The 13612-nt window shown below is 39.4% G+C and carries 8 protein-coding genes; 1 reads left to right on the top strand and 7 read right to left on the bottom strand.

What is annotated here, in order from left to right; translation table 11 throughout:
* Positions 1 to 250: 250 nt before the first annotated feature.
* The 4 genes from PALI_RS05345 to PALI_RS05330 form a co-directional block, all read right to left on the bottom strand.
* Entirely contained in the window at positions 251 to 874 is a 624-nt protein-coding gene (locus PALI_RS05345; protein ID WP_193155145.1) for a 3'-5' exonuclease, read from the bottom strand.
* A gap of 3 nt (positions 875 to 877) precedes the next feature.
* On the bottom strand, positions 878 to 2716 hold the full coding sequence (locus PALI_RS05340) for a DUF294 nucleotidyltransferase-like domain-containing protein (RefSeq protein ID WP_193155144.1): 1839 nt from the start codon (positions 2714 to 2716) through the stop codon (positions 878 to 880).
* Positions 2717 to 2817: 101 nt separating this feature from the next.
* A complete protein-coding gene (locus tag PALI_RS05335) occupies positions 2818 to 4542 on the bottom strand; it encodes a sodium:solute symporter family protein (RefSeq protein WP_193155143.1) in 1725 nt (574 codons plus the stop codon).
* 10 nt (positions 4543 to 4552) lie between these two features.
* Positions 4553 to 4816 carry a DUF4212 domain-containing protein gene (locus PALI_RS05330; RefSeq protein WP_077538816.1) on the bottom strand — a complete coding sequence of 88 codons (264 nt, stop codon included), beginning with the start codon at positions 4814 to 4816 and terminating at the stop codon, positions 4553 to 4555.
* A gap of 612 nt (positions 4817 to 5428) precedes the next feature.
* Here PALI_RS05330 and PALI_RS05325 point away from each other — a divergent pair.
* Positions 5429 to 8869 (top strand): PAS domain-containing hybrid sensor histidine kinase/response regulator, encoded by a 3441-nt coding sequence (locus PALI_RS05325; RefSeq protein WP_193155142.1) that lies wholly within the window; start codon positions 5429 to 5431, stop codon positions 8867 to 8869.
* A gap of 102 nt (positions 8870 to 8971) precedes the next feature.
* On the opposite strand, the gene PALI_RS05320 is transcribed toward PALI_RS05325, so the two are convergent.
* From PALI_RS05320 to PALI_RS05310, 3 genes are all read right to left on the bottom strand, one after another.
* Entirely contained in the window at positions 8972 to 11617 is a 2646-nt protein-coding gene (locus PALI_RS05320) for a DUF2339 domain-containing protein (protein WP_193155141.1), read from the bottom strand.
* Positions 11618 to 11685: 68 nt separating this feature from the next.
* Positions 11686 to 12591, bottom strand: a complete 906-nt coding sequence (locus PALI_RS05315; RefSeq protein ID WP_193155139.1) for a GGDEF domain-containing protein — start codon at positions 12589 to 12591, stop codon at positions 11686 to 11688.
* Between the two features lie 93 nt (positions 12592 to 12684).
* Positions 12685 to 13269: a YqaA family protein gene (locus PALI_RS05310; RefSeq protein WP_193155138.1), complete on the bottom strand. Its 585-nt coding sequence runs from the start codon at positions 13267 to 13269 to the stop codon at positions 12685 to 12687.
* Positions 13270 to 13612 lie beyond the last annotated feature (343 nt).

Genomic DNA, 13612 nt, shown 5'->3' with positions numbered 1-13612 from the left:
CCCATATATAAGCAGATGAGTGTAAGGTACTTTAGGAACATAAATTCATCACTATGCCGACCGAACTAAAAATTAATATGATCTTCATCCGAGCCTATTTCTAAACATTTTAGCTCATGATATTTATCTATCTCTGCGCAAGTTAATGTAATAGCTTTGTCACAGTGTGACTTTTATATAAATAAGTTATGAAAAAATTAGCCATAGTTAAGTTGCTTACAATAGTTCAACGTTTTTAGCTCAAACCAACCTAGGTTAATTCGCCTACTTTTAGCTCTTTACCACGACTTATTTGATGGCACTGGGCTAGCAGTAACTCGGCAGTCGCTTGTGCATCGGTCAATGCATGATGACAATGATAACTTGGTAACTTATAACGTATACGACAGGCATTAAGGGTTAAATCATCTTGTTTTATTTCAGTTGATTGGTTGAGTAAGCGCTTTTTCTCGATGTGGAGGGTGTCGAGTATCAGTTTAGGCCGCGTTGTTATATTAGCATTTTTTAAGGCTATTTTTAAAAAGCCCCAATCGAGCATGGCATTATGAAACACTAAAATACAATCACTAAAGTGGCTGCTTAGTTGCGTTAGTATACTGTGTAAACTTTGCCCTTTTGCTACCGCATCGTCATTTATACCGTGATAAACAGGGCTTTGTTCTAGGCTTATAACGTCTTTATTGATAATGTGCTGCGACTCACTCATTTTTATACATTGATTATCTATTTCCACCCACGCTACAGACACTATTTCATGCTGTTTGGCATCAAGGCCGGTAAGCTCTAAATCAATCACTAAGTAACGTTGATGTAAGGCGTTTTTGCCTAGTAACCTGCGGCGCTTTAAATACCGAGTAAGTAGTTGTTTTACCATGCTCTACAAACTGCCGCGAGCAAATTTAAACGCGGCTGCTTGCTGCGCTTGCTTAACAAGGTAAAACGCTTCTTTTAGCTGATGACGCTCTAGTGAGTTTAATTTATTAGGATTAATGCAATTACTCGGCAAGCCCTCTTCGTTTATTTGCGTACTTAAGCGAAGCTGCGTTAAAAATCGCCAGCAATCTTTTAGATTGTATATATCTTCTTTGCTGATCAGTTTATGTTTTAACAGCGCGTCCAACCGCTCTTGCGTGTTAGCACGCCTAATACCGGCTTTTAAAGCGTATAACCGCACTATGTCGTTTATGATCACGACACCGCGTTTTTTTAAATCTATGTATTTATTATTTTTATCGGTTTTTTCGGTTTTAAATTTATTAAATAAACCAATAGGTACGCTGTTACTACTAATGTCAGTTGCCATAGCAGCATAAAATAAGTCGTTACGCGATATACGAATTAGCTGCTCGCAAAAAGCGGTATATAAGGCGTTTGAACCTTCAATAAATCGTAAGTCAAAAAATATCTTACAGTTAAGCATCGCATCAGGCGTGGGGCTTTTTATCCATTTAAAAAAACGCTCACTCCAGTCGTTCACACTCATTCTGCACAAATCGCTACTTGCCATAATATTGCCAGGGCAACGTCTAATACCGCATTCAACAAGTTGCTCGCAGACAAACTCTCCCATGCTTTTAAAGTAAGCTTGCTGCTCGCTCGTTAAGTCGTTAGGGAGTAATAAGCCGTTATCTTGATCTGAATGTAGAGTTTGCTCTTCGCGTGCTTGTGAGCCAAAACAAATAAAACTAAAGCTGGTTGGCGCTGCGCCATGATCTTCTTGAAATAAATGAATCAGACGAGATGTAAGCGCATCGGTTAAGCCGCTCAATAATTTACCAATTAGCGATATGTCGTCAATATTGTATGAAAAACTGCGAAGTAGTTCGGGAATTTCTTTTGCATAGCGTTTTAGATCGGTAATTGTGTGCGCTTTATAGATACGCCCTATAAGTTGTACAGGGTCGCTTTTTTGCTGGCGCAATAAGTCGGTACTTGTAAGCATACCAATAGGATTATGGTTTTCATCAAGTACGGGTAAATGATGAATATTGTATTTAAGCATTAAATGTAGCGCTGAAAACACCCGATTATTTTCAAATATAAATTTGGGTTTGGCGGTCATAATACTGCTGACTGCATCTTGCGGATCGACCTCATCAGCGAGTACGCGATTACGCAAATCGCGGTCGGTCACCACGCCAACTAAATGTAAGTGCTCCGTTATCATAATTGACGATACGCCATGCTGTTTCATTTTTTTAGCACTTTGTCTAATGCTAGCATCGGGCGTAAGTGTAATGGCTGTGCGCGTCATCAACTCTGATATTTTACGCTCAGACCAGCTATCGTTTTTACTTTTATAGTGAGATGACAATAACCGATTGGCGTGAGCACGCACAAAATATTGCTCAAAAGATTTGTATTCTCGACGCAAAAAATCGAAATGCACTTGGGAGAGCATATACACTATGCCTTCTTTTTGTACTTCGAGCCTATTTTGAATCGCTTCACCTGTTAATAACGATGGAAAACCAAAATAATCTCCTTGTGCTAAACGCGTTACAACATCGCCCTTAGCATCAACTAGATCGTATAAACCTGAGCGAATTAAAAATAACCGTGGGCTTTCACTTTGTAGCCATTGCGCTTGGTTTTCGCGAGTGAGGTAAATAATATCGAGATGACTTACAAAGTACTCACATGCACTGCTATCAATTAGGCTAAATGGCGCTTGCAAGCACACGTACTGGGCTATTTCTTGTTGTTCTACGCTCATTTTTGTACTCATTAAAAAGTATACACAACACCAATGTACTCATTTTTTGTACAAATAAAAAGCCCGACTTAAGTCGGGCTTTTATGATTTTTTAAGTGAGCTTAGTGATCGTGTGCTTCTGCAGATCCTTTAGGATTGCGAATACTTTCTACCATTTCTTGAATTTCAACAGGTGTTGGTTGAGTAAATTTAAGAACAAGTGCAGCAACTACAAAGTTAATAATCATACCAATTAAGCCAATACCTTCAGGCGAAATACCTAAGAACCAGTTTTCAGGACTGTTTAGCTCAGGGCTAACAAACTTGAAGAAAATAATATAAGCAGCTGTAAAGCCTATACCTGTTACCATGCCTGCAATTGCGCCTTCTCGGTTCATTGTTTTAGAGAATATACCCATAATAATTGCAGGAAAGAAACTCGCTGCCGCCAAACCAAAGGCGAATGCCACTACCGATGCCACAAATCCAGGCGGGTTAATACCAAAGTACGCGGAGATAACAATAGCAACCATGGCTGCCAACCTCGCTGCAAGTAACTCTTGCTTATCGGTAATATCGGGCTTGAGGGTTCGCTTGAGTAAATCGTGCGAAACGGAGGTCGAAATAACCAGTAGTAAACCTGCTGTTGTAGACAGTGCAGCGGCAATACCACCTGCGGCGACAAGTGCGATTACCCACGCTGGTAAGTTAGCAATCTCTGGATTAGCTAATACCATAATGTCGCGGTCTACGTTTACTTCGTTAGCACTGTTCGGATCGGTGATTTTACCCGCCGTGTAGAACATTTTGCCATCACCATTTTTATCATCAAACGTGATTAAGCCCGTACGTTCCCAGTTTTTAATCCATGCAGGTGCTTCTGCGTAAGCTGTGCCACTACCGTCTTTACCATTAATAGTGTCAACCATGTTTACTCGCGCAAAGGCTGCAACCGCAGGTGCTGTAGTATAAACAATCGCGATGAACACAAGGGTCCATGCGGCAGAAATACGCGTGTCTTTTACGCGAGGTACAGTGAAAAAGCGAACAATTACATGAGGTAAACCAGCAGTACCTACCATTAACGCACCTGTGATGGCAAACACGTCAATCATGCTCTTAGAGCCTTCGGTGTACTGTGCAAAACCAAGCTCAGCGCTTAAGCCGTCTAGTTTATCAAGTACGTATACGCCGTCGCTGCCAATTAACGTGGCACCAAAACCTGTTTGTGGGAAGAAGTGACCCGTCATCATCATCGAGATAAAAATGGCTGGTACAAGGTAGGCAAATACAAGTACACAGTACTGCGCTACTTGCGTGTAGGTAATGCCTTTCATACCGCCAAGTACGGCGTAGAAAAATACAATCACCATACCAATGTAAACACCGGTTTCAATTTCTACTTCTAAAAAGCGTGAAAACACCACGCCTACGCCACGCATTTGCCCTGCAATATAGGTAAAACAAATGAATATGGCACATACAATTGCCACTAAACGTGCGGTACGTGAATAGTAACGGTCGCCAATAAAGTCAGGCACTGTAAACTTGCCAAATTTACGTAAGTAAGGCGCTAAGCACATAGCTAATAATACATAACCACCGGTCCACCCCATTAAGTAAACGCTGCCATCATAACCTGCAAACGAAATAATACCCGCCATTGAAATAAACGACGCGGCGCTCATCCAATCTGCTGCTGTTGCCATACCGTTAGCAAGAGGAGGTACGCCGCCGCCCGCGACATAAAATTCTTTAGTTGAACCCGCACGGGCCCAAATTGCTATGCCGATATAAAGCGCAAAACTTAAACCAACAATTATAAACGTGAGTGTTTGAACATCCATTGCTTAGCTCCTATTCGTCTACGCCGTATTTTTTATCTAACGTATTCATTTTGAAAACGTACACAAAAATCAAAGCAACAAAGGTATAAATCGCGCCTTGCTGGGCGAACCAGAAGCCAAGTTTAAACCCAAAAAAATGCACTTCATTAAGTACATCAACCAATAATATGCCAAAGCCAAAAGACACAATAAACCACACTGCTAATAGTTTAAATAACAGCGAAATGTTTTCTGCCCAATAAGCTTTTGCTTGTTCTTCATCTTTAAAAGCCATTTTTATTTTCCCCTTTAAGCACCGCAATATCGCGATGAGTGGTTTTTTATCTTCACCTATTAATTTAGCAACGCTGGTTACATATTGAATTGAGACCATAGTCGTAACAGCTTATTAACGTTTACGTAAACTGCAGCAAAAAAAACACCGATAAAAGTTAAATTATTATTTAATTACAATCGATTACAGCATTTTTATAAATCGAATTTATTACTGAGTTAATGAGTTATAAGTGAATGCGACATTAGTCTTATGCTTTATCACGATGATTTTTTATTGTTATTTTTCAATGTGATAAAAAAAGAGAATTAGGCAAGACAAAATTGAACACTCACACTTAATCTCAGTTCTGGTATTGTGTAGGTGCTTACGAGTTTAGGTATAAATTTAAATAACCTGAACTCTGGTTAAGATATTTACTAATATATTGAATCATAATGATATTTAAATTTATTTTTTTCTAGCCAGAGGTTTTCAATGAAAACAAGGCGAATTTACGCATCAATAGCGGACCTATTGTAAGTAAATTCAACGTAGTTAGCGCTAAAAATAGCTGCTTGAGATAGATTTATTATCCAGAGTTCAGGTTAAATAATAAGGTTTAATAACAACATGACTGCCGTACTCATTATTGTTGCTTTAGGATATATAGGGGTGCTGTTTTGGCTGGCTAACTGGGGCGATAAAACAACGCCTTTAGCAAAACGCATCAGTCACCACCCCTTTGTCTATTCTTTTTCATTAGGGATTTATTGTACCTCATGGACTTACTATGGGTCGGTAGGCACAGCGGCTACAAGCAGTTGGAGTTATTTACCCATTTTACTTGGTCCCGCATTATTATTTTTTTTCGGACAAGGTTTTTTACGCAAACTGGTATTAGTAAGTAAAAAGCAAAATATAACCACTATTGCTGACTTTATTTCAGCCCGTTATGGCAAGCGTCAAACCACTGCCATTATGGTTACTGTTATCGCACTACTGGCTACAATTCCCTATATTGCACTGCAATTAAAAGCGCTCAGCAGTAGTTTTTTATTGCTGCAAAGTAGCACTAAAATATCGGGCGATATGCTTGCTCTATCGGCTACATTAATCATGGCCTTATTTGCAATATTTTTTGGCACCCGCAAGGTTGATGTAACAGAATATCGTTCGGGATTAATGCTTGCTGTTGCGTTTGAATCGATGATAAAGCTTATTGCACTCATGGCTGTTGCAGGGCTTGCAGTATTTACTTTATTTAATTTGCCTGAAGCAACTACAAATAAAGTAACAAATTCTATTTGGGATCATTGGGCCGATTTTAACTTTTTTAGTTTTAACTTTATAGGCCAGTCACTCATGGCTGCGGCAGCTATTATATGTTTGCCTCGCCAATTTCATGTAACCGTTGTCGACAATCAAAACAAACGCCATTTACTGACTGCTCGCTGGGCTTTTCCGCTGTATTTGCTATTAACGGCAGCAATGATTTTACCTATTGCCACTGCCGCTATCCATCCCGAAATTGGCAGTGGTTATTCCCCCGACAGCTTTGTACTTGCCCTACCATTAATTAACGACAATGCCTTTTTAACCACTTTTGTATTTATAGGCGGATTGTCGGCCGCCACTGCAATGATAGTGGTCGCAACACTAACGCTAAGCACCATGATCTCAAACGATGTAGTACTGCCGCTAATACTACGTCGAAAATTTAAACGTAATTTAATTACCACCAGCTACAAATCGCAAATTTTACTCGTAAGACGCTTCGCTATTGCTGGCATTTTAATCTTGGCCTACTTTTACCAACAATGGTTTGGCCACAGCAGTGCATTAGCGAGTATGGGGTTAGTGGCATTTTCACTTGTTACACAATTACTACCTTCAATTGTAGGCGGTTTATATTGGCGAAAAGGTCATGCCTATGGCGTTTATGCAGGTTTAGTTGCAGGCTTTATTTGCTGGATACTATTTTTAATGCTGCCAATTTTAGATGCCGGTAACACACTTACCAGTGAGCTTCAGCAAACACTTATTACACGAGGTACGCTCATCGCGCTTTTTGCTAACATAGGCTGTTACATTAGCTTTTCATTAGGCGCAGAGGAGCGCTTAATTGATAAGATTCAGGCGGCTGCCTTTGTTAACCCAAAAGATCAGGCAATTTTATCAAGACGACTCAATAAAGACGTAAAAGCCACGGTTTACGACTTTAAAATATTACTGCAAACCTTTTTAGGGATCCAACGTAGCCAGCAAATATTAGCGCATTACGCACTTGCTCATCACCTAAGTGATAACAACGCTCACCCAGAGCCTGAGTTTATTGCCTACTGCGAACGCGCATTGACGGGCGTGCTGGGCGCATCGTCGGCGCAAGCGTTAATACACACGGTTTCCTCCGGTAAACGCATGGCATTTGAAGAGGTTGTAAACTTTTTTGACGAAACCACACAAGCTCTGCAATTTAACCAAAACCTGTTATTTACTTCACTTGAAAATTTAAGTCATGGTATTTCGGTTGTTGATAAAGACTTAAATCTTGTAGCTTGGAATAAGCGTTACAGCGAAATGTTTGGCTACCCAGAAGGTTTTTTGGAAGTAGGCCAACCCATAGAAAATATTATTAGATATAACGCAGAGCGCGGTGAATGTGGCCCTGGTGAAATAGAACGCCAAGTAGAAAAACGTGTACAGCATTTGAGATACGGCAGCTCCCATCACTTTATTCGTCACCGCCGAAATGGCCAAGTATTTGAGATGATTGGTAATCCACTGCCCGATGGCGGTTTTGTTACCAGCTTTTCGGATATTACAACCCACATAAGTACACAAAATGCGCTTGAAGAAGTAAACATGGATCTTGAAAACCGCATTGAAGCGCGTACTCAAGAAGTGCAAACAATTAATAAAGACTTGCAAGCACAAATAGATAGCCGCGTGCAAACAGAGCAAGCACTTACTTTAGCCAAGCGAGAAGCAGAGCAAGCTAACGACAGTAAAACACGCTTTTTAGCTCTTGCTAGTCACGATATTTTGCAACCATTAAATGCAGCACGCTTATACCTTGCAGCCATAAACGAAAAACAACTCGATAGCTCCAACCGAAATAACTTTGACAAACTAGGTGATAGTCTCGACTCAACCGTGCATTTAATGTCAGCCTTGCTTGAAATAGCCAAACTAGAACAAGGAGCGATGACACCCACTCCACGCCACTTTTATATTGAAGATATTTTAACGCCACTGCAAAGTGAGTACGCTATTATGTCGAGCGATAAAGGGCTAAAACTGAGTGTGCGTTCAAATCAGCAAGTAGTGCACAGCGATATAACTTATTTGCGCCGAATTATTCAAAATTTGGTGTCTAATGCCGTTAAATACACCGATAAAGGCCGCGTATTAATTGCCTGTAGAAACCGTAAACATAATTTACTGATAGAAGTGTGGGATACCGGCCCAGGTATTAGTGAAGTTGAGCAAGCCAAAATCTTTAATGACTTTTACCGCGTTGAATCACGCGATAACAAAGGAGTTGGCTTAGGATTAGGCGTAGTTAAAAGAATGGCTGATTTACTTAGCTTACCACTACATCTTCATTCAAAACCCAATAAAGGCAGTCGTTTTAGTATTGAAGTGCCTTACGGCGATATTCAGTTTGTACAACAAAAAAATACCACAAGTAGCTTAATAGAAAATCGTGCAGCAATTAATATAGTTGCCGTGGATGACGACCCTGAAAACCTAGCAGCCATGGCAAGCTTACTCCAAAAATGGCAGGCCAATTACACACTATTTGATAACGTGGATAATGCATTAGCTTACGCGAAACAAAATGGGGCACCCGATGTTATTTTAATGGATTATCAATTAGGTAGTGATTGCGACGGCATAACTCTCATAAAAACTCTGCGTGAAATTTGGCAAAGCCAAATACCCGCTATTTTAATTACCGCCGTGCGCGACACCGAGCTGAAACAAGAAACTAAAGCGGCCAATATTCATTATTTGAGTAAGCCAATTAAACCAGGCAAACTAAAAGCCTTGCTTAACCACAGCACATAATAAGCGAGTAACAAGTGTTCTAGTTAAAAACTATCAAGTAATCGAGTAAAACAAAAAGCCCAGTATCTTCACTGGGCTTTGCTTTATAAAGTGTTCATAAAATTAAACTGGATTTACTCGGCTTCTAAGCTTTTGGAACAACCAACTTAACCCCACCAACGAAAGCCCTAAACCAATAAACGAAAGCGCTTTAAGTAAGCCCTCCAAGTTAGCCATATCAATTAAAAACACTTTAACAATAACGGCAGCTAGTATGCCTAAGCCTACTTTTTGTATTAATAACTGGTTTTTTAAATGACCAAAAATAACAGTACCCGCACCCAATACTAACCAAATAACAGAGTAGCTATAAAGCTCTGCATTACTTGCGCCTTTTGATAAGTAAATGTAAGGACCTTGCCAGTATTGGCGAATAAAGCTGTTTATTGCCAATAATATAAATCCACCCGCAACGGCCAATATAAATGGCGTAGCTTTAGCATTTATTGGTTTTACAAGCTTGGCTAGCCAAAGCGTTAATCCTGCAGGTACTAACCACAATAGTAATAACCAGTTAAGTATTGGCAGCTCACCTATGTAAAGTGATTCAAATAATGGGTTGTCGTCAAGCAGTGTTTTAATAGCAAAAAGCCCTGCTAACCCTGCAAGCGTAAAACCCGCCACTTGGTATAACTTAGCTAAAGTACCAGCAAGTTTTGCCCTGTGTAAGTACACGCCCCCTAATGCCAGCCAGTTACAGGTAAGGAGTATTTGTTCGTAAAAGTTAAGTGAATCAAATTGCGGATAATGCCCTACTAACTGATAACTTGTTTCGGTGGTAATAAAAAGCGCTAAACAATGAAGCGCCGCACCTTCTAACCATACTTTTAATTGAGATACTTTAAAGCACCTAGCAGCGGCAAAAAATAACGCAATACATAACGGATAAACCACAATACTCCAATGCAAACCAAATACTGTTAGCGCATCGTAGCTTGGCGTCCAAGGTGAAAGCGTAAGGCGCAGTAATAACGCAGCAACCAAGGCTTTTATAGGCCAATGCGGCATAGGCACGCTATAGCGTTTAATAAGTACGCTTATAAGTAATACTTGTACAGCAAGTGCAATAGTTAAACCGCTGTCACTTAGTAGCATGGTAATTGCTAACGTAATATTGGCATTAGCGCCTACCCAATAAGTAAAACGCTGAAATAGCGTTGTATTATGCTGCGCGAGCTTTATTAAAATAGCCGCCACTACAAACAGTACAACGGCCCAAAGTGGATATGCAGTACTTAACGCAGAATTAGGAATAAGCGTATATAAAGTAGCTATCATTACAAATACACTAAACGCAGCCGTTACATGAAATGCCAAACGCTTACTCTGTTTTTTACCGTAATAAAGCCCGTATGCCGTAAGTAACAATCCGAGTAATAAACCCAAACCATACTCATTTTTGAATATAAAGAGTGCATCATCAAATAGGTTTGGCGAAAGATGCGTACGTTCAGCGCCTATCACTAATAGCGTTGAAATAACTAACGCTACGCCCTGCCAAATATCCCAGCGGCTATTTTTAAGGACTAAAAACAATACTAATACAATGCTCAACACGCCGATTGTTTGCCACTGCATATCAAAGTGACTGATCAACATGGTAAATATTAAGGGCGCTATAAAAGCGAGTAATAAGAGGTGATCTGGAAGCACTTTAATTAAGCGTTTTAAACTGTGCGGGCGATGTTCAATAATATTCAGTTTTCGACCTAAGCGCGGTATAGCAATTAACCCTACAATACTAAGTAAAGCAAACGCCCCCATTAACCAAACGGTATTAATTTTAAGTAATGTAAAACCAACTAAATACCAACCAATGTGCCCTGCCCATAATAAATACCACAACCAAGCTCGCTGTACTTTATGTGCAACTAACGCGGCTGACAAACTTACAAAGCCAACATACATAAATAATGCAAACAAGTTACCACTGCCAGTACTAACCCATATTGGTACGCTGTAAGCGCCAATAATACCTAATACCGCCAATAATGGGCCTAGCCTGAGTGCCATCGCACTTGCACTAATCGCAATAACTGCCAGTGCAAAAAATGCCACGGTGGGGCTAAGCATAGCGTAGTTACTATAGGCTAAAAGAATTAACGAAAAACAGGTAATAAACCCACCACTGGCAAGTGCTGCGGGTATGTAATTATTAAAGCCTTCAAATACAATGCGTTTATGATGTAAATATGCTGCAGCTGCAATTAAGCCAAGGCCAAATAAACCACCCAAACTCAGCCTCATTACTGGCGATAATAATCCAGCCTCTAAACTATATTTAGCTAAAAATAGTCCACCAAACGCAAGCGCTATAGCACCAATCCACGTCATCCAGTTTTGTTCAAAGCCTGTGCGGAATTTATTAAATAATAATTCGATAGAAGATGTTTTTTCGCGCTTTATCTTAACCGCGTTAACGCTGGATTTAGTTATAACTTGAGGTTGAATTACTGGACTAGAGTTTACGGATTCAGGTTCGTATGTTTTAGCGGTTACTATTGGTATCTGGTGTTGTGGAGTGTCTGCATTGGATGATGGCGTTTGTTTTTGCGCTGCATTACTTGATTGTAGCTCAGCCACTTTTGCCTTTAAAATCGCGACACTTTGCTTCAAGGTATTAAGCTGCACTAACGCAATTAGGCCACAAATAGCCCCGACTACAACGATTAATATAAGTATTACGGCTAAACCAACTAAATCATCCATGGCACACTCTGTTGTTATTTTTACTTTGTTAGTGTACCTATGTTTCCCTACATGTGTATAACCTTATTTTAACTATGTATTTCTACACGGTTTCGACCATTCTTTTTTGCTGTATATAACGCTAAATCGGCTCGCTTCATAACTTGGTCAAGTAGCTCATCATTTTTTTGTAAAGCCACGCCAATACTCACAGTCAAAAAACGATTATTTTTAATATGAATAGTTTGGGCAAGGCTAATTAACTGCTGGGTAAAATTAGCTACTTCAGCCATATTACTAGTGGGTAAGTACCCCCCAAACTCCTCACCACCTAAACGCGAAAAAACATTTTGATCTAAAAATAAACTATTAAACTTACCGGCTAGTTCCTTAAGTATTTTATCGCCCATATCGTGCCCAAAATCATCATTTATTGATTTAAAATGGTCTATATCAATAATTAAAATTGTATAAGGCGATACGCTAATATTTTTAGCGTGCTGATAAAAATAGCGCCGATTAGAGACTTTTGTTAAATCATCAATGGTTAGTTCTAAAAATAATTTGTTGTGAATACTTTGCATAAAACGCATGGTTTTAAACAAACCATAGGATGTTAATAGCATTCCTGACGTACGAAATAAGTCCTCAAAATAAACACTCACCCAATAAGGCTGAACGACTAATTCATCAATCACATCGGCTATATTCCCCATAGCCCAAAAAAGTAATCCAGCACTTGAAAATAAATAGGCTAATTTAGAAAGCCCAGAACACTGCACCATCAAAAAAAGAAATACTATTACCATTAAGTTAATAAAGTCGGTAGTAAATCCATATAAGTTACTTTGTACTTGTAAAGGCGGGAAATAAATAAGGCTATAAGTTGAAAAGGCAATGGTGTACACGAGTAAAATTAGTGTAAATATTTTATTTAGCCAACCCATTTTAACAAAATTAAAAGGGTTAAGTATCTGTTTAATTGTTTTTATCATTACTTGCGTTTGGCTCAAAATACTGCAGAAAAATCATAGTATAATAACGCCATTGTAAATAAAACCATAAGTAGTGGAGCATGTACTGCTCATTTACAGTACGGTATTAATTCCCCATAACCCAAGTATTAAAATAGTTAAGCCTATCATTGCTTTAGTATTATGTTTGCTAATAATACGCTCAGCTTGATTACCCGCGTAATATACCACTATCGCCAAGCCAAAATAACGAATTGAACGTGCTATTGCGCTCGCTAATAAAAATAACCAGATAGAATACTTAGTAGCCCCTGCTGCAAGCATCGCTATTTGAAACGGAATAGGCACAATACCCAGTGTTATTACAAACCAAAACCCTTGGTCTTGCATCTGCTGTTTAACGTTTTCAAATTGCTCGGGACTCGAAAACGTATTAATAACCCAATCTCCAACCGCATCAAATAAGTAATAACCTAAAGCATAACCAAATAACGCACCAACAATGCATCCTAACGTAGCCATTAGTGCAATGAGCCATAATTTCTCACGACGCGCTTGCATCATTGGCACTAACACAGCTTCAAGTGGAATAGGCACTATGGTCGACTCTAAAAACGACGCTAACGTAATACCGCTAAGCATATGCTTTGAGTCTATAAATTGGCGTGTTTTTTGTTTGAGTTTTTTTTGAATAGCCATAGTCATTCCCTTTTCACTTGTAAATAAAACTAGATTGTTTAACAAACTAATAATTACATACTTAGGTTAATACACGCTGAAAACAATGCACTAAATTTATCAGACCTTAGGGCGTATTGATCTTTGTGGATTGAAATTTGTTCAATCTAGGGGCGATTAAATCGCGGCGCGAGGTTTGTAACCTAGTGGGCTAAGTAAAAACCGAGCAACAAAGGGTTAATCGTCCCTAGAAAGAACCCAAAGGGCAGTGCATGTTTGGTATTTATGCTGCGTTATCACCTATTTATGGGGAATAACCACACTGCATAAGCTCTGCCTTGCCTAAAAACCAAACACACTGCTG

Origin of the sequence: Pseudoalteromonas aliena SW19 (assembly GCF_014905615.1) — a bacterium.
GTDB lineage: Bacteria > Pseudomonadota > Gammaproteobacteria > Enterobacterales > Alteromonadaceae > Pseudoalteromonas > Pseudoalteromonas aliena.
This window is presented reverse-complemented; position numbering and strand designations above follow the sequence as displayed.